19 protein-coding genes are annotated in these 17079 nt (G+C 68.2%); 18 read left to right on the forward strand and 1 reads right to left on the reverse strand.

The window, feature by feature from the left end; translation table 11 throughout:
• The first annotated feature begins 13 nt into the window (after positions 1-13).
• From IPK85_24290 to rsgA, 12 genes are all read left to right on the forward strand, one after another.
• On the forward strand, positions 14-487 hold the full coding sequence (locus tag IPK85_24290) for a GreA/GreB family elongation factor (protein ID MBK8250487.1): 474 nt from the start codon (positions 14-16) through the stop codon (positions 485-487).
• Positions 488-565: 78 nt separating this feature from the next.
• On the forward strand, positions 566-1297 hold the full coding sequence (locus IPK85_24295; GenBank protein ID MBK8250488.1) for a carboxypeptidase regulatory-like domain-containing protein: 732 nt from the start codon (positions 566-568) through the stop codon (positions 1295-1297).
• A gap of 104 nt (positions 1298-1401) precedes the next feature.
• The gene (locus tag IPK85_24300; GenBank protein MBK8250489.1) at positions 1402-2064 is read left to right on the forward strand and encodes a hypothetical protein; all 663 of its coding nucleotides are present in this window, start codon (positions 1402-1404) and stop codon (positions 2062-2064) included.
• Between the two features lie 52 nt (positions 2065-2116).
• Positions 2117-3409, forward strand: a complete 1293-nt coding sequence (gene fadI, locus IPK85_24305; GenBank protein MBK8250490.1) for an acetyl-CoA C-acyltransferase FadI — start codon at positions 2117-2119, stop codon at positions 3407-3409.
• A gap of 4 nt (positions 3410-3413) precedes the next feature.
• Entirely contained in the window at positions 3414-5567 is a 2154-nt protein-coding gene (locus tag IPK85_24310) for an enoyl-CoA hydratase/isomerase family protein (protein MBK8250491.1), read from the forward strand.
• A 263-nt stretch (positions 5568-5830) separates the two neighbouring features.
• Positions 5831-6394, forward strand: a complete 564-nt coding sequence (locus IPK85_24315) for an RNA polymerase sigma factor (protein MBK8250492.1) — start codon at positions 5831-5833, stop codon at positions 6392-6394.
• The gene (locus IPK85_24320) at positions 6391-6984 is read left to right on the forward strand and encodes a glycogen-binding domain-containing protein (protein ID MBK8250493.1); all 594 of its coding nucleotides are present in this window, start codon (positions 6391-6393) and stop codon (positions 6982-6984) included. The genes IPK85_24315 and IPK85_24320 overlap by 4 nt, the downstream gene beginning before the upstream one ends.
• Positions 6981-7775 (forward strand): hypothetical protein, encoded by a 795-nt coding sequence (locus IPK85_24325; protein ID MBK8250494.1) that lies wholly within the window; start codon positions 6981-6983, stop codon positions 7773-7775. Before IPK85_24320 ends, IPK85_24325 begins: the two co-directional genes overlap by 4 nt.
• 90 nt (positions 7776-7865) lie before the next feature.
• Positions 7866-8996, forward strand: coding sequence for a hypothetical protein (locus IPK85_24330; GenBank protein MBK8250495.1), 1131 nt, complete (start codon positions 7866-7868; stop codon positions 8994-8996).
• 103 nt (positions 8997-9099) lie between these two features.
• Complete coding sequence (locus IPK85_24335) at positions 9100-10773, forward strand: M14 family metallopeptidase (GenBank protein ID MBK8250496.1); 1674 nt, start codon at positions 9100-9102, stop codon at positions 10771-10773.
• Between the two features lie 2 nt (positions 10774-10775).
• Positions 10776-11171 (forward strand): hypothetical protein, encoded by a 396-nt coding sequence (locus IPK85_24340; GenBank protein ID MBK8250497.1) that lies wholly within the window; start codon positions 10776-10778, stop codon positions 11169-11171.
• The gene (gene rsgA / locus IPK85_24345; GenBank protein MBK8250498.1) at positions 11168-12082 is read left to right on the forward strand and encodes a ribosome small subunit-dependent GTPase A; all 915 of its coding nucleotides are present in this window, start codon (positions 11168-11170) and stop codon (positions 12080-12082) included. Before IPK85_24340 ends, rsgA begins: the two co-directional genes overlap by 4 nt.
• A 25-nt stretch (positions 12083-12107) precedes the next feature.
• Here rsgA and pdxH read toward each other — a convergent pair whose 3' ends face one another.
• Complete coding sequence (pdxH, locus tag IPK85_24350) at positions 12108-12743, reverse strand: pyridoxamine 5'-phosphate oxidase (GenBank protein MBK8250499.1); 636 nt, start codon at positions 12741-12743, stop codon at positions 12108-12110.
• 81 nt (positions 12744-12824) lie between these two features.
• On the opposite strand from pdxH, the gene IPK85_24355 reads away from it, so the two are divergent.
• The 6 genes from IPK85_24355 (at position 12825) to IPK85_24380 (ending at position 17041) form a co-directional block, all read left to right on the forward strand.
• Positions 12825-13436 carry a sigma-70 family RNA polymerase sigma factor gene (locus IPK85_24355; protein ID MBK8250500.1) on the forward strand — a complete coding sequence of 204 codons (612 nt, stop codon included), beginning with the start codon at positions 12825-12827 and terminating at the stop codon, positions 13434-13436.
• A complete protein-coding gene (locus IPK85_24360) occupies positions 13433-13681 on the forward strand; it encodes a zf-HC2 domain-containing protein (GenBank protein MBK8250501.1) in 249 nt (82 codons plus the stop codon). The genes IPK85_24355 and IPK85_24360 overlap by 4 nt, the downstream gene beginning before the upstream one ends.
• A gap of 80 nt (positions 13682-13761) precedes the next feature.
• Entirely contained in the window at positions 13762-13968 is a 207-nt protein-coding gene (locus IPK85_24365; GenBank protein ID MBK8250502.1) for a heavy-metal-associated domain-containing protein, read from the forward strand.
• 5 nt (positions 13969-13973) lie between these two features.
• The gene (locus tag IPK85_24370; GenBank protein ID MBK8250503.1) at positions 13974-16325 is read left to right on the forward strand and encodes a copper-translocating P-type ATPase; all 2352 of its coding nucleotides are present in this window, start codon (positions 13974-13976) and stop codon (positions 16323-16325) included.
• Positions 16322-16654: a metal-sensitive transcriptional regulator gene (locus IPK85_24375; protein MBK8250504.1), complete on the forward strand. Its 333-nt coding sequence runs from the start codon at positions 16322-16324 to the stop codon at positions 16652-16654. The genes IPK85_24370 and IPK85_24375 overlap by 4 nt, the downstream gene beginning before the upstream one ends.
• A 57-nt stretch (positions 16655-16711) precedes the next feature.
• Positions 16712-17041, forward strand: coding sequence for a hypothetical protein (locus IPK85_24380; GenBank protein ID MBK8250505.1), 330 nt, complete (start codon positions 16712-16714; stop codon positions 17039-17041).
• The last annotated feature ends 38 nt before the right edge of the window (positions 17042-17079 follow it).

A 17079-nucleotide genomic window follows, 5' to 3' on the forward strand; every position in this document is an offset into this window, starting at 1 on the left:
TTGTTGTCCAGCCATGCTCGAAGAACTCAAGCAGAAGCTCGGTGCCGAGGTCGAAAAGCTCCAGCACGAGCTCAACGTCGTCATCCCCAACGAGATCCGGAAGGCGGTCGAGCTGGGTGACCTGCGCGAGAACAGCGAGTACAAGGCAGCACTCGAGCGTCAGCAATTCGTCCAGGCGCGGCTGGGCCAGCTCCGGCAACGCCTCTCGAAACTCTCGTCGGTCGACATGACCCAGATCCCGCTCGACAAGGTGGGGCTGGGCTCGCGCGTGGTGGTCGAATGCCAGGACACGAAGGCGCTCGAGACGTACAACCTCGTGTTCGGTGACTCCGAGCAGTTCGATGAGGGGTACGTCTCGATGGCCTCTCCGATCGGCAAATCGCTCGTGGGCAAGGCCGTCGGGGAGATCGCCTTCCTCAAGCTCCCGGCACGCACGCGGCGCCTGAAGATCCTCGAACTTTTCACGATCCACGCCCAGCAGGGGTAGGGTCAGCCGCGGGGCCGTGTGTCGTTGGCACAGGGGGGCACCCCCGGGGTAGCACGACTCAGACACAGGAGGATGACGATGCGCACGACGTCCCAGGTACTCGCACTCGCCCTGCTGCCGATCGGTAGCCTGACCGCCCAGTCTTTCCAGGGCATCGTGGTGGTGGGCGCCGGAAAATCGGCCGCCCAGCAAGCCAAGGTGGTCCTCCTGGGCAAGCGCGACCGCATCGTCGACTCGGCGACCACCGACGCATTTGGCGGCTTCTCCGTCCGCGCCGACAAGGCCGGCAAGTACACCCTGCTCGTTCGTCGGCAGGGGTTCCTGCCGGTCAACACCGAGTCGTTCGAGCTGCCGGCGAACGAAGTGCTGACGGACACCGTGCACCTCACTGGCCGCAGCGCGGAACTTGGCGTGCGTGACGCCCTCGAACAGAGCATGCGACGCGTTTTTGGTGGTACGGTACTGGCCGGGTTCACGAGGATGGTCGGGCCGGATTCGATCTCGGTCCTTCGCTCGCGCTTCACCACCCTTGGGGACTACGCCCGCGCCGGACGCATGCTGGGCGTCTCCATGCCCAGTGGGGTCAACAGCTCCTGCCTGCGCTTCTCGGGCGAGTCATATTGCGGCCAGCTCTTCATCGACGAGCTGCCCGTGAACCTTCGCCCGGACCAGGTTTTCATGTCGGATGTCGAAGCGGTGATCGCCATTCGCGGGATGGAACTGGGGCAGGTGGTCATGGACACTCGCCGCTTTGACGCCAGTCGTTTCGGGGTGGTCATGGTGTACACCAATCGGTTCCACCTCCGATAGCTGCCGGAGCGAACTGACACCCGCGCCGCGCGGGTGCCGTAGGGCCCAGCGGGGCGCACCAACATGCCGGTGTGCCCCGCCTCATTTTCAGCCCCGAGGTTCCCATGGGATTCGTCGCCCGACTTGTCATCTTCGCCCTCGGCCTGACCGTCTTGCTCGGCGGCTATCGCATCGTGCAGAAGGTCCGCGGTCCGGAGCCTCGTCGGGGAGTACAGGTCGACCTGGCCGAGCTGGACGCCGCCCCAGCGATTCCCCGTTCCGCGCATGACGTGGAGATCGCGATCGCCGGGCCACCAGCAGGAATGGACGCGCCCAGCGTCGTCGAAATGCCCGCGACCCCCGAGGTTGCCCTCCCGCCGCTCCGGGCGGGTGAAGTCCGGATCCTCACGACCAATCGCGCGGCCTTTATGGCGCTGCGGGACGATCACATTGTGGCGGGGCTCTCCGATTCGATGCGCCGACACATCCGGCTGGAGATGAAGCGGGAACTCGACAAGTCAAAGGCAGAGGGAGTGGGCGCGGCCATCGGCAAGGTGGTCGTGGACGGCGTCAACAAGCTTCTGGGGGGCGAGATCACCGTGCCCGTTTCCGATGTGCGCGACATCTCGTATGACGGTCGCAAGATTGTCATCCGGTATCGCAAGGGCGAACCACATGGCATCAACCTCGAGACCATCAAGTCCGACGGCGATCGCACCCTCCTTGAGCAGTTTTCCGCACAGGACGCCCAGCGTTTTGTCGAGGCGGTGAAGGTACGCGTGAAGTAGGGCGGGGGCACCGGCCCTTGCCTCCACGGCGGGGACCGGACTGCTTTCCGGAATGGGCACTTATGGAAACGGAAGGCGCGTCGCCATCGTGGCTGGCGTACGTACGCCGTTTGCTCGTTCGGGGACTGTCTTCCGCAACCTGACGGCCGTGGACCTCGGCCGCCATTGCGTGGCCGAACTCGTCCGCCGCTACGGCCTCACCGGCCCGCAGGTCGATCTCCTGGTGTTCGGCACCGTCCTTCCGTCGCCACTCGCGCCCAGTGTCGCCCGTGAGGTTGCGCTCATCCCGCAGCTGGGGCGAACGGTCCAGGCGCACAGTGTTGGTCGTGCCTGCGCGTCGGCCAACCAGGCGATCACGGATGCGGCGGACCAGATCGTGTTGGGGCATGCCGATGTCGCCATCGCTGGAGGGACGGAATCACTCACCAACGTCCCGATCCTGCACACCAAGACCTTCTCCGACGCTCTGATCGCGGCCTCCAAGGCGCGCTCACTCGGCGCGCGACTTGGTGCCTTCGCACGCGTTCGTCCCAAGGACCTGGTCCCTGTTGCTCCGGCCATCGCCGAGCCGAGCACGGGGGAGACGATGGGTCAGGCGGCGGAGCGGATGGCGAAGATCCATGGGGTCACTCGAGAGGAGCAGGATCAGTTTGCGCTCCGGTCGCATCGCATGGCTTGGGCTGGCACCGCGGATGGGCGGCTTACGAGTGAAATCGCGCCGTTCTTCGTGCCGCCCGATGGCACTGCCATCGCGACGGACAACGGGATTCGGGAAGACACCAGCCTGGAGCAGCTGGCGTCACTCAAACCGGCGTTCGATCGGCGCTACGGGTCGGTGACCGCCGGTAACGCGTCGCCGCTCACCGACGGCGCCGCGTGTGTGCTGCTCATGGGAGAGGATCGCGCAAAGGCCGCAGGGTACACGCCGCTGGCGTACATCAGGTCGTACGCCTACGCGGCCGTAGACCCGGCAGATCAGCTTCTCATGGCCCCGGTGTTGGCCGCGCCGCTGGCCCTGCGACGGGCCGGGCTGACGCTGGCGGACATTGACCTCGTGGAAATGCACGAAGCGTTTGCTGCGCAGGTGTTGTGCAACCTCAAGGGGCTGGCCTCGCGCGAGTGGGCGGCCAAGGCCGGCTTCACCCAGCCCGTGGGCGAGGTCGACCGGGCGCGCCTCAACGTCCTGGGCGGGTCCGTGTCGATCGGGCATCCGTTCGGGGCGACGGGGGCGCGCATCACGACGACGTTGTGCAATGAACTGGCGCGCCGTGGGGGCCAGTTCGGCCTGATGACGGTGTGTGCTGCGGGCGGTTTGGGTTTTTCCATGGTCGTGGAGCGGGAGTGAACCCATGACAGCCTTGACGGTGGAGCGCGTGGGGGCCGTGGCGGTGATCACCTTTGACCTGCCCGGTGAGCCCGTGAACAAGTTCTCGCGCGTAGTGAAGGACGAGTTCGTGGCGGTCCTCGACGCGTTGGAGCGTGATACGGCAGTGGGGGCGGCCGTGCTGTTGAGCGGCAAGCCGGACACCTTCATTGCCGGTGCGGATATCGAGGAGTTTCTGGAGTGGACGACGGCCTTCCAGGCCGAGGCGGCGTCCAAGGAGGGTCACCAGCTGCTCGATCGGTTGGAGCGTGCCCGCGTCCCGATGGTCGCGGCGATTCACGGTGCCTGCCTCGGAGGCGGTCTCGAGACCGCGCTTGCCTGCGCCTACCGGATTGCGAGCGATCATGAGAAGACAGTGTTGGCGTTGCCCGAGATCCAGCTGGGGCTGATTCCCGGTGCCGGTGGCACGCAGCGGCTCCCGCACGTGGTGGGGTTGCAGGCCGCCCTGGACATGATCCTGACCGGGCGCAACGTGCGAGCGAAGAAGGCGCTGCAGATGGGGCTGGTGCACGAGATGGTTCATCCAGCCATCCTGCGGCGCGTCGCGCTGGAGCGTGCGAGCGCCATCGCAGCGGGTACCATGCGACGGAAGGCGCCGGGGCGCCATCGGACCCTTATGGATGTGGCGCTGGAAGGCAATCCGCTGGGCCGGTCCGTGGTGCTCAAGAAGGCGGGCGAAATGGCGATGGCGAAGAGCAAGGGACACTACCCGGCGATTCCCGCCGCGCTCGCGGCCGTGGATGCGGCCTACGGGAGTCGTGCCGCCGGCTTTGCCACCGAGGCGAAGCTGTTCGGGGAGCTGGCCGCGTCTCCCGTGTGCCGCGAGCTCATCTTCCTGTTCTTCGCGACGACGGCGCTCAAGAAGGACCCCGGCGTGGCGGCGGTGCCTGCGGTGGTGCCGCCGGTCGAGTCGTTAGGCGTGCTGGGGGCGGGGTTCATGGGGGCCGGGATCACGACGGTGGCGGTGCAGCAGGGGGTCCCGGTGCGGTTGAAGGACGCCAGCCTGGAGCGCGTGGGGAAGGGTCTTGCGTCGGTCCGCGCGGTGTTATCCGAGCGCCTGAAGAAGCGCCAAGTCACCCGCCAGCAGCTCGACGACCAGCTGCTGCTCGCGGGGGGCACGGTAGACTACACGGGGTTTGGTCACGTAGACCTGGTCATCGAGGCCGTCTTTGAGGAGCTCGCGGTGAAGCACCAGGTCGTGCGAGAGCTGGAAGCGGTACTCGATGCGGGGGCGATTGTCGCGTCCAACACCAGCACGATCCCGATCGCGCGGATCGCCGAGGTGTCGCGCCGCCCGGAGCGGGTGCTCGGGATGCACTTCTTCTCGCCCGTGCACAAGATGCCGTTGCTGGAAGTCATCGTCACGCCCTCGACCCGGGATGACGTCACGGCCGCCGCCGTGGCGTTTGGGAAGCGGCTCGGGAAGACCGTGATCGTGGTGCGCGATGCGCCGGGATTCTATGTCAATCGCATCCTGAATCCCTACCTCAACGAAGCAGGCCGATTGCTCGACGCGGGATGCGCGATTGATGCCCTGGATGCGGCGGTCGTGGCCGACGGATTCCCCGTGGGCCCGATCACGCTGCTGGATGAAGTCGGGCTCGACGTGGCGGGCAAGGTGGCGCCGATCTTCCATGAGGCCTTTGGCGAACGCATGGCGCCGCCGGCTTCGCTGCGGGCCGTGGTCGAGGCCGGGCGCCTGGGGCGCAAGGGCAAGAGCGGCTTCTACCTGTACGATGCCGACGGCGTACGAGGTGGCGTGGATCCATCCGTGTACGCGCTGTTCCCGACCGGGGCGCAACGCGTGGCCGTGGAGCCCGGCGAGATCACCGAACGCCTCATGTGTGCGATCCTGGGCGAGGCGGCGCGCTGCCTTGAGGAGGGGATCATCCGCTCGCCGCGCGACGGTGATGTGGGTGCGGTCTTCGGCTTTGGGTATCCCCCATTTCGCGGCGGACCGTTCCGGACGATCGATGCCATGGGCCCCGCGGCGCTGCTCACGCGGCTCGAGAAGCTCAATGATCGGTTTCCGGGGCGCTTTGTGCCGGCGGAAATCCTGGTGCACATGGCGCGGCGGGGCGAGCGGTTCTACCCGCAGACGGGGCACCCACTGGCGTAAGGTGTCAACGGGCGAGGGGTCGCGCGCCGGCGGGTGATGCAGCGCACACCCTAACGATGAAGTTGCTGAGGGGGTCGACCCGGGCTTCGGGACCCGCCAGATTGGGGGACCACCCGTGGGGTTCCGGACGCCAGGGAAGGAGTCCGAGGGTCTGGATACGGCTCGGGCCGCCATTTTCTTCATTTCCGCAACTCGTTGTGTTGCAACGAGTTGCCCGACATTACCACGGTCGAGCCCGCTCGGTCGTGACCCGACGTTGACGAATGACGCTTTCGCAGGGTCTACCCGTACAGAACGACGACGCGGCCATCGTGGCGCGGGTGCTGGCCGGTGATACGGCGGCATACGCGATTCTGGTGGGGCGGTATCGGGCGCAGTTCGCGCGATACGCTGTGCGGATGCTCGGGACGCGGGAAGATGCGGAAGAGGCGCTGCAGGATGCCTTCGTCCGTGCCTATCGCTCCCTGGCACGGTGCGATGACCCAGAGCGGTTTGGGTCATGGCTCTTCCGCATCCTGGCGAACCGGTGCCGAACGACCGGGACGCGACGTGGTCGGCGGGAGAAGACGTTCGTACGGGATGAAGGAGCGCTGCTTGGTGCGGCGCATGAGCATCCGGCGGAACAGGCGGCATGGCGGGAAGAGATCGACCGCGCCCTGGCACGATTGGACGTGGAGCAGCGCGAGGCGTTCCTGTTGAAACACGTGGAAGACCTCGGGTATGAAGAGATGTCGGAGTTGACGGGGGTGGGGGTGTCGGCACTCAAGATGCGAGTCAAGCGGGCCTGCGAACGATTGCGGGTCCTGCTCCAGGAGGCCCAAGGGTGAGAGACCAGGAAATCGACCTATTCATCGCCAAGGTGGCGCGCGAGCTCAAGGAGCCCGTCGACTTGGATCCGCAGTTCGACATGCGGGTCATGGCGTCGTTGGCTCCCGAGGTGATCTCGCTGGAGAGCCGCCGGGTGCGGCAGCCGTGGTATCGTCGCCAGCTCGCGGTGCCCGCGCCGATCGCCGGGCTCGCAGCAGCGGCGGCCTTCGCCGGTATCGCCGCGGTAGGTATGCTGGCCCGACAGCCGGCGGGGTCGTCCGTGGTTGATGCATCGCAGGAAGTGCTGGTGCCGGTGAATGACACCCCCGAGCGCGAAGCGGCCTTGACCGCGCCTGCGCAGTTTGTGCTGGTCGCACCGCCGACCTCCCGCGTCGAGTTGATCGGCAGCTTCAATGACTGGACGCCGACCCCCATGACGTACGATGTGGAGACGCAGGCGTGGCGCGTCACGTTGTCTCTTCCCGTGGGTGTCCACGAATACCAGTTCCTCGTGAACGGAACCCAGCGTGTGGTGGATCCGATGGCGAGTGTGTCGCCGAGTGACTTCGGTTCCCCGAACTCGATCGTGAAGGTCACGCCGGTCCCATGAAGACGACACGCGCCCTCACGCTGCTCCTCGGACCCGTGGCCCTCGCGGCGTGGACCGCGATGACCGACGACCAACGGCTGGTCGGACGCCTGGACGCGCGCACGCGTGAGGCCGTGGTGGCGGTGGTCGATGCGGCGCGTCGGGATGGACTGCCGACCGAGCCGATCATCGACAAGGCCCTGGAAGGGGCGAGCAAGCAGGCCACGGGCGCACAGATTGTCGCTGTGGTGCGCTCGCTCGTTGGCGACCTCAAGCGTGCCCGGGAAGCCCTGGGACCGACGTCGAGCGTCAAGGACGTCGAGGCGGGGGCGCAGGCCCTGCGTGCCGGGATCGCGCTCCATGAGCTCGAGCGACTGCGCGTGGCACGTGCGGCCTCGCCGGTCGCCAGCGCGCTCGAGGTGATGACCATCCTGACCAATGATGGCGTGCCGGCGGATAGCATTGCCCCACGGGTCGTCAGTCTCGTGCTCGCCGGTGCGAGTGCAGACCAGCTCTACGTCCTCCGTCAGGAGATCAAGCGCTTCATGAATGGTGGCGTGGCGGCCCCAACCGCGGCCGCGCTCGGTGGGCAGGGGCTTGAGCAGGTTCTGGCCCAGCAGGCTGCAACCAGCGGCAATAGCGGTGGTCCGGGGAGCCCATTACCTTCGGTTCGGGGCCAGTCACGTGTGGCGGACCCCCTGGCCACCACGAATGCTGCAGGCGCGGTGCAGGGGAACGCCAATGTCTCCGGAGCGGGCGACGGAGCACGTCCGGCTGGTCCGCGGGGCAAGCCGAAACCCAAGCGCCCGTAACGACCCCTTCGCCGTATTCGCGGACTGTCCTGGCGCGGTGGGGCCCCTGGCTCCGCCGCGCATCTGTTTGTTAGGGTTGCAGCGTTCGCCGTGGTATCTGCGAATGCTGGGGCACAGGCCACCCGCACCCGAGATGTCGGCTTCGCCAGCGTAGCGTACGACAATGGCCAGACCTTCGGCGCCATCACGCTGAATGACCTGGCGGTCATCGAGCGGCCGACCGGAGTCCTGTCGGCCAATTCGCTGCTCTCGCTGTTCAACGACGGGCGGTGGAGCATGCAGGGGTACCTCGCAGGTTCGCGCTTCAGCGCGCCCATGGCGCCGAAGGGACGCCTCGGTCGGTGGTTCAACGACGTGCGCGGCGAAGTGGGGCTCCAGGCGGCCGCCACGGCGCAGCAGGGATTCATGCCGACCCTGCAGGTGACGGGGGAGACCCGCCTGCACCTGGGGGCCGCCCGGTATGCCACGCGGGTGGGGGCGTCGGTGGCGCGGACCTTCGACGGTGTGGGGTGGCGCACCACCGTCATGGGGGAAGCCGGGGGATGGTGGCAAGCCGGGTCGCGCACCGTGGTGGCCCTCACCACCCGGCCGATGCAACTCCAGTTTGGTGACTTGTTAGGCGACACCGAAGGCAGCCTCTCGTGGGTGCGCGGCCGCACCACCTGGGACGCCACCGGCGGCATCCGGGTCGGTGAGGCCGACAAGGCGGAGAGTTTCTGGGGAAGTGTCAGCGTGACCTGGCCACTGGTGGCCGGGCTCTTCGCGACCGCCTCAGCGGGGAGCTATCCCGTGGACCTGATCCAGGGACTGCCAGGTGGCACCTACGGCGCCATGGCGCTGCGCCTGCCTGGGGGGAAATGGTCGCTGCGGCGCCCAGCGCCGCCACGGCCGGTCCGCCGGATTCCGGAGCGTCCGGAGCTACCCACCACCGAGCCGCTGACGCTGGTGATTGGTGAAGCGCTGGATTCGCTCGGCATCCGCGAGATTCGCGTCTGGGCTCCAGGGGTCCGCGAGGTCGAGATGCTGGCCGACTTCGTGGACTGGATCCCCGTACCGCTTATCCGACAGCCAAATGGGGAATGGCAAGGTTACTATCGCGTCGCCCCGGGACTCCACCGCCTGAACCTCCGGCTGGACCGCCGCGAGCTCGCGGTGCCGCGCAACCTGGCCCGGGTGCGTGACGACTTCAGCGGCGAGGTTGGCCTCGTCGTGGTGAAATGACCCCCAGCCGGATCTCCGCGCCCCCTGTGCTCCGCCCATTCTCCAGCGATACTTCCGTGCTGCCCGTGCTGCCCGCACTGCTCGTACTTCCCTGACCAGCCTCATGCGCCCGCTTTGTATCCTGCTGTGTGGTACCGTGTTGGTGGCGACCGCCTGTGCCCCTCGCGCCTCGACTGGTGGGGCGCCTGACCTGCCGCGGACGCGAGCCGAGCGCTCGAACTTCACCGAGACCAGCACGCACGCGGACGTCATGGCGTTCCTGGACACGCTGGGCCGACGGTATCGCGTGGGGCGAGGGACGGTCGGTCGCACGAGCGAAGGACGCGACATTCCATATGTCATCGCCTCGCGGCCGCGGTATGCCACGCCCGAAGCCGCGCGCGCCTCGGGACGTCCGATCGTCTACGTCCAGGGCAACATTCACGCGGGAGAGGTCGAGGGCAAAGAAGCCCTGCAGGCGCTCCTCCGTGACCTGTTGGCGTCGCCGGCGAAGAATGTGCTCGACTCCCTGGTGTTGATTGCCGTGCCGATCTACAACGGCGACGGGAACGAAAGACTCGATGTGCAGGCGCGGACCCGTGGGGCGCAGAACGGGCCAGAGATGGTCGGACAGCGGCCCAACGCGCAGGGGCTCGACCTCAATCGAGACTACATGAAGGCCATGGCACCGGAGACCCAGGGGGCGCTCGCGACCCTCGCGTTGTGGGATCCGCACGTCCTGGTGGACCTGCACACCACCAACGGTTCGTATCACGGGTACCACCTGACCTGGGCGCCGTCGCTGAATCCCGCGGCCGAACTGCCGGGCGCCACCTTTGGCGGCGCCTTCGCCCGAGATTCCTTGATGCCCGAGGTCCAGCGACGGGTCAAGGCGCGCCATGACGTCAACATCTTCCCCTACGGGAACTTTGCCGGTGACGCCGGCCCGGGCAGCGTGCCCCGTGCCTGGCAGACCTACGACCATCGGCCGCGGTTTGGCACCAACTACTACGCCCTGCGAGGGCGCATCAGCATCCTCTCGGAGGCCTACTCCCACGATCCGTTCGCGACGCGCGTGCGCGCGACCTACGCGTTTGTTCGCGAGCTGCTGTCGGTCGTCGCCGAGCGCGGGAATGAGATCCGGGCCCTCACCGCGCGCTCGGATGCCGCGGTGACGGCATGGGGTGGGGCCACGCCCGCGCGGGTGCCCGTCCGCGCGCAGCTCACGGCCACGCCGTTCCAGGGCGACGTGATCTACGAAGAGTTGGAGCGGACGACAGACACCACGCGGCGGGAGCCCGGGGTGCGGGCCGGGATGCGGCGCACGGGGCGGTTTGTCACGCGACGGATGCCGATCCATGACCGCTTCACGCCCACGCGTGTCGCGACGGCCCCGTGGGGTTACGCGCTCCCCGCGACGGACACCGCGGTGCTCGCCGTGCTACGGCACCATGGCGTGACGATGTATGCCACCCGGCGTGAGTGGACGGGGAACGCCGGCCCCCAGTTCAGCGTCGACTCTACCATCATTGCCGCCTCCCCGTTCCAGGGGCGCCGGGAAGTGCGACTCGAGGGCCGCTGGACCGCCACTCCGCTCACGACGCTGCCCGCCGGGACCGTCGTTGTCCCCGTGGGTCAGCCCCTGGGCGTGCTCATCACCTACCTGCTCGAGCCGGAAAGCGACGATGGCGTGGTGAACTGGGACGTTGGCGACAAGGCAGCGACCCGCCCCCGGGACCTCGTGATCACGCGCCTGGCCCAGGATCCGTCGGTGCCGATGGGCCGCGTACGTCGTTAGGCGTGGCTGGTCGCCACCTTCCCCCCAACCCCGAGGCCGGGGACCCGAACACCATCGGGGGCTACATGGCGGTCCACGCGCGCCCCGCCGCCTTTGAGGGGCGTGACGGGTTGTCGTACTCCGTCTCCATTGAGGTGGACGGCACGGGCGACTCGGCAGCGCCATGGGGCGCCTACTTCCTCTTCCTTCGCTGGCGGCGCATGGGAACCCAGGGCATCGACGGCCACGTGGAGTCGGAGTTTCTCGAAGTTGGTCCCGCAGAAGACACCGTCCGGGCAGCCTTGGCGGCTTGGTCGCTCACGGGGGTGAAGCGCGTGCTGGACACGTGCATCCAGGCCGCCGCCGGGGATGCGCCCAACCGACGATGGTGGGATGTGATGCGCGAGGACACACCGTGAGCGAAGGGCGGGTACTCGCCGGCACCGGCGGGCAATGGCGCGTGCAGCTGGACGACGGCACCATCGGTGTGGCCGCGTTGCGGGGCAAGGCGAAGCGGGAAGGCACCCTGAAGTTGGTGGTGGGCGACCGCGTGACCGTCGAGGGCGACGCGGCCGGCGACACCCTGGCCATCACCGCAATTCATCCACGGGTGTCGGTGCTCTCCCGCCGCAATCCCAGCGGAGCCTACGGCGAGCGCATCGTGGCCTCCAACCTCGACCAGGTGATCGTGGTGTTTGCCATGGTCCGGCCGGAGCCGAACGTCCGGATGCTGGACCGATTCCTGGTGATCGCCGAAGCCAACGACCTCGCGGCCACGGTGGTGGTCAACAAGGTCGACCTGGCTTCCGTGGATGCGGCCCATGCGGTGTTCGACCGCTATGAGTTATTAGGCTATCCGGTCGTCCTCACCTCGATCCGCACGGGGATGGGGGTGGAGGCATTGCACGAGCGCCTCCAGGACCGCACCAGTGCCCTGAGCGGGCCGTCCGGGGTCGGCAAGTCGTCGCTGCTCAACACCATGTACCCTGGGCTCGACCTGCGCGTGGGCGAGATCTCGGCCTCCGTCAACAAGGGGCGTCACACCACCGTCGGGTCGTGGATGCACCCGCTGCCGGATGGCGGCTATGTCGTCGACACCCCCGGCCTGCGCGAGGTCGGGTTGTGGGGATTGCCGTCGGCCTCTCTCGACCAATGCTTTCCCGAAATCCGCGCGCGTGGCGGCAGCTGCAAGTTCTCGACGTGCCGGCACGTCTCGGAGCCCGGTTGCGCCGTTCGGGATGGCGTGACAAGCGGCGAGGTGCATCCCGAGCGGTACGCGAGCTACATCAAGCTGCGCGAGGAAGTGGAAGCGTCCGAGCGGGTCTGGTAAGCGACCGACCGCGATTCGTGTACGTTCAGGGCGACAGGCGCGTGCGCAGCCACCCCTCGCTGGATTTCTCGTACCGCACCCGGTCGTGCAACCGACTGGGCCGTCCCTGCCAGAATTCCACCGCGTGGGGAATCACGCGATATCCGCCCCAGTGATCCGGTCGTGGGGGATCACCCCCCGCAAACCGGGCGGTAGCCTCCGCCACACGGCGGTCCAGCTCATCCCGGTCCGGGAGCACGCTGCTTTGCACAGAGGCCCAGGCGCCGACGCGGCTCCCCAGTGGGCGCGCTTCGTAGTAGGCCGTGGACTCCGCCTCGTCCGTGCGCTCCACGGTACCCGCGATGCGTACCTGGCGCTCGAGTTCCTTCCAGAGAAAGACCAGGGCTGCACGGGGATTGGCTTCAAGGTCCTGGGCCTTGTGGCTCCGGTAGTCCGTAAAGAAGGTGAAGCCGCGGGGGTGCACTTCCTTGAGGAGGACGATGCGCGCACTCGGAGTGCCGTCCGCCGCCGCGGTCGCCAGGGTCATAGCGTTCGGCTCCACCAACTCGGCGCGCTGGGCCTCCGCGAACCACAGGCGGAACTGGACGAGCGGGTCCGGGTCGACATCGGCGACGTCGAGAGTCGCCAGCGCGTAGTCGCGACGAAGGGTCGTGAGGTCCATGCAGGACAATACTGCGCGTAGCGGTCCTCCCGAAACCGGGGTAAATCTCTGACACGTCGGGCGGAACCCCGGCGCGGCCCCATGGCTTGGTCTCCGCATGGCCCCCTTTTCGCCGAGAGCATGTCGAGAGAGGAGTTCGACCGGGAGGTGCTCGCCCGGATGGAAGACGTCTACCGCTTTGCCATGTCGCTGACGCGGGACGCCAGTCGCGCCGAGGATCTGGTCCAGGAGACCTACCTGCGGGCGTTCCGGTCCTGGCACACCTTCCAGCCCGGTTCGGACGCCCGGCGATGGTTGTTCACGATCTGCCGCAACGCTTTCCTCCGGTCGCTCGAGCGCGAACGCGGGACGATGTCGATCGAGGACCTGACCGGCGGGGATCAGGACGCGCTCGGCAGCGTGATGCACCACGCCCGGATGATCGGGGACGGCACGGCCGATCGCCTCGCCCGGATGGACCTGGCCCCTGCGTTGGCTGACGCCATTGGCCAGCTCAACGAGCCGTTCCGGTCTGCGGTCGTGGTGGTGGATGTGGAGGGCAATTCGTACGAGGAGGCCTCGGAGATCCTCGGGGTACCGATCGGAACCGTCCGGTCGCGCCTCTTTCGGGCGCGCCGGCAGCTACAAGAGCGCCTCGCGGATTATGCGCGCGATGCCGGATTCACCACGGTGGCCCGGGAGCCCGTGTCATGAGCAAACCGACCTGCGATTGCACCACGGCGATGGCTCAGCTGTGGGACTACCTGGACGAAGAATTGACCGCAGAGCGCTACCAGATGGTCAAGGACCACCTGGCCAACTGTGCGCACTGCCTGCCGCACGCCGAGTTCGCGCAGGGGTTCCTGGCGGCGCTAGGGCGCTGTCGTCATGCGGGCCAGATGCCGGAGGGGGTGCGCCACGCGGTGATGGACGCCCTGAAGCGCGAGGGCCTCGTGTAAGGGGCCGGCCTAGGGGGAACTCCTCTGATGCAATCGGGGTTGGTCTGGCAGAATACCCCCACCCGGTATCGGAGGACGCCATGAAGGACGTCGTCTTGAAGGTCGAAGGGATGAGCTGCGGCCACTGCGTGCGTGCGGTGGATCAGGCGCTACGCGGCGTCCCCGGCGCCAGCGTGCGCAAGGTGGAGATCGGCGCCGCGGAAGTGCAGGTGGATGATGCGGTGCCCGTCGGCGTGCTGGTGGACGCACTGGCGGACGCGGGCTACAGCGCCGAGGAGCGCACGTAGCCCGTATGTCGACCACGGTGGAGCCCGCCGCCGATCGTGCGCGCGTGGTGCTTCCCGTCGGCGGGATGACCTGTGCGGCGTGCTCGGCGCGGGTGCAACGCACCCTCGAAAAGACGCCGGGGGTGGCCGCCGCCAACGTTAACTTGATGACCCACAGCGCGGCGGTGACCTTCGATCCCGCGCAGGTCACGGCGGCGGCGCTCGTGGATCGCATCAAGGCCAGCGGGTACGAGGCCAGCCTGCCGCGCGAAGAAGAGACCGCCGCACGGGCGCAGGTCGCGCAGGATGCGGCGCTGGATGGCGACTACCGCCGCCTCGTGCGTGAGGCGAGCGCGGCCCTCGGTGCGGGGATGGTGGCGATGGTCCTCTCGATGCCGCTGATGGCCGCTCACGCCACGCACCAGGCGACCGACCCGTTCATGCGATGGTCGATGCGCGTGATTGACCCCTGGGTGCGCGGCCTCGTGCCCTGGTTGTACGAGGTGCCGACGTCCGTCGTGTCGTGGACGTTGCTCGTGGTGACCGCCGCCGTGATGGTCACCGCGGGGCGAGCGTTCTACGTGCGGGCCTGGCAGGGAGCCCGGCATGGGGCGACGGACATGAACACCCTCGTGGCGTTAGGCACGGGAGCGGCGTTCCTGTATTCCGTGGTGGCAACGGGGTGGCCGGAGCTGTTCCTGGGCCGCGGCCTGGCGCCCGACGTGTATTACGAGGCGGTGATCATCATCATCGCGCTGGTCCAGGTGGGGCATGCCTTGGAGGCTCGCGCGAAGCGGGAGACCTCGTCGGCGATTCGCGCCCTCGTGGACCTGCAGCCCGCCGTCGCGCGCGTGGTGCGGGATGGGGTGGAACGCGAGGTCCCGGTCGCGGAGGTGCGGGGTGGGGACGAGGTCGTGGTGCGGCCCGGCGAACGGTTGGCGGTGGACGGTGTCGTGCTGCGTGGGGAGAGCGCGGTGGACGAGGCGATGCTCACCGGGGAACCGGTGCCAGTTGCCAAGCGGGTGGGCGATACGGTGGCTGGCGGCACGGTGAATCGCACGGGCGCGTTGGTCATACGCGCGACCACCCTGGGCGAAGCATCGGTCCTGTCGCGCATCGTCGCCATGATGCGCGAGGCACAGGCCTCACGAGCGCCGATCCAGCGACTCGCCGATCGGGTGAGTGCCGTGTTTGTGCCGAGCGTCCTCGGTCTCTCCGCGGTGACCTTTGTCGCGTGGTGGATCCTCGACCCCTCGGGTGGCGTGGTCCGGGCCACGGCGGCGGCACTCGCGGTGCTGATCATCGCGTGTCCGTGTGCCATGGGGCTCGCCGTGCCAACGGCCGTGATGGTGGCGACGGGGCGCGCGGCGCAGTTCGGCGCGCTGGTGAAGGGTGGTGATGCGCTGGAGCGGGCATCGCGGGTGGACACCGTGGTATTCGACAAGACCGGGACGCTGACGCGTGGGGCGCCTGCCGTGGTCGCGACGGAGGTGGCCCCCGGGCGCAGCGCCGCCGACGTGCGTGGATTGGCTGCATCGGTCGAGGCATTGTCGGAACACCCGTTGGCGGGAGCGGTGGTGCGTGGTGCCGTGGGGGCAGACCCGTTGGTGGAGCAGTTCTCGTCTGTAACCGGCGAGGGGGTGCGGGGGCGCGTGCGGGGCCAGTGGGTCGTGGTCGGCAATGCGGCGATGCTGCATCGCGAGGGGGTCGCGGGGGCGATGCCTGCCGACGTCGAGGCCACCTGGGAGGCCCGGGCGTGGACCCCGGTGCACGTGGCGATCGATGGCCAGTGGGCGGGGGCCCTCGCGCTGGCGGATGCCCCAAAGGAGGAAAGCGCCTCCGCGGTGGCGGCGCTGCGCGCACGCGGTGTCGAGGTGGTCCTGCTCTCGGGTGACGTGCAAGCGACGGCGGATGCCGTGGCGGCCATCCTGGGGATTCCGCGGGCGCTGGGCGGCGTACGCCCCGAGGGCAAGGTGCAGGCCATTCGCGACCTGCAGGCGCGTGGCCGCGTGGTGGCCATGGTGGGCGACGGGATCAACGACGGGCCGGCGTTGGCGCAGGCCGACGTGGGGATTGCGTTAGGCACTGGTGCCGACGTGGCGGTGGAGGCGGCCGATGTGGCGCTGATGCGCGGGGACCCGCGTACGGTCGTCGACACCCTGGCCCTCGCCAGGCAGACGCTCCGGATTACGCGCCAGAACCTGTTTTGGGCGTTCATCTACAATGTGGTGGGCATCCCCGTGGCGGCCGGCGTGTTGTACCCGGCATTTGGGATCCTGCTCAGTCCCGTCCTGGCGAGTGCGGCGATGGCGTTCAGCTCGGTGAGCGTCGTCTCCAACTCCCTCCGGCTCCGTCGGTTCGCCCCGGTCTCCTCATGAAACGACCCGCCGCGACGTGTGGGTGTGAAACGCCCCTGGAGACCGGCCGCCACGCGGTTGGGGTGGACCCCGACGTGAAGGAGCGCAACCTGCGGCGCCTGAAGCGCATCGAGGGCCAGGTGCGCGGGTTGCAACGGATGGTGGACGAGGAGCGGTACTGCGCGGACATTCTCACCCAGGTGTCGTCCGTGCAGGAGGCGCTGCGCGCGGTAGGCCGCGAGTTGATGCGCAACCACCTCAAGCACTGCGCGTCGGCCGCCATTCGCGCCGGCGATGCAGACCCGATGTACGACGAGCTGATCGACCTGATGTACAAACATGTCCGCTGAGGCGGCGCGACGGGCGCGGCCATTGCGCGGGGATCATCGAGTCGCGAGGATTCAAACGTGAGCTTCCGTCGCAGTGGCGCGGTCCTAAGTGTTGCCCTCCTCCTGCAAGTCCTGCTGGGGGGATGGGCGCTGCCGTGTCGTGACGGAGTGAACGGCGGGCAGGCGGTGTCCGTTCCGTCTGCCCATCATCATGAGGCGCCGCCGCAGGACGACGGGGGTCGTGACACGTCCGACTGTCTGTCTGCGCCGGCGTGTACGGTGTTGATGGTGATGGTGCCAGGCGCGGTGGCGTCCGATGCGCCGCGGCCGGTGCGGCGCATGGATACACGGGCCGGCGACCTGCGGTCCGTGGTGTTGGTGCCGGAGTTGCCGCCGCCGAGGGGATAACGCACAGCCTGCCTGGCCGCCTGGGTGCGGCCGCCTGT

The organism is Gemmatimonadota bacterium (assembly GCA_016712265.1).
Lineage (GTDB): Bacteria > Gemmatimonadota > Gemmatimonadetes > Gemmatimonadales > Gemmatimonadaceae > RBC101.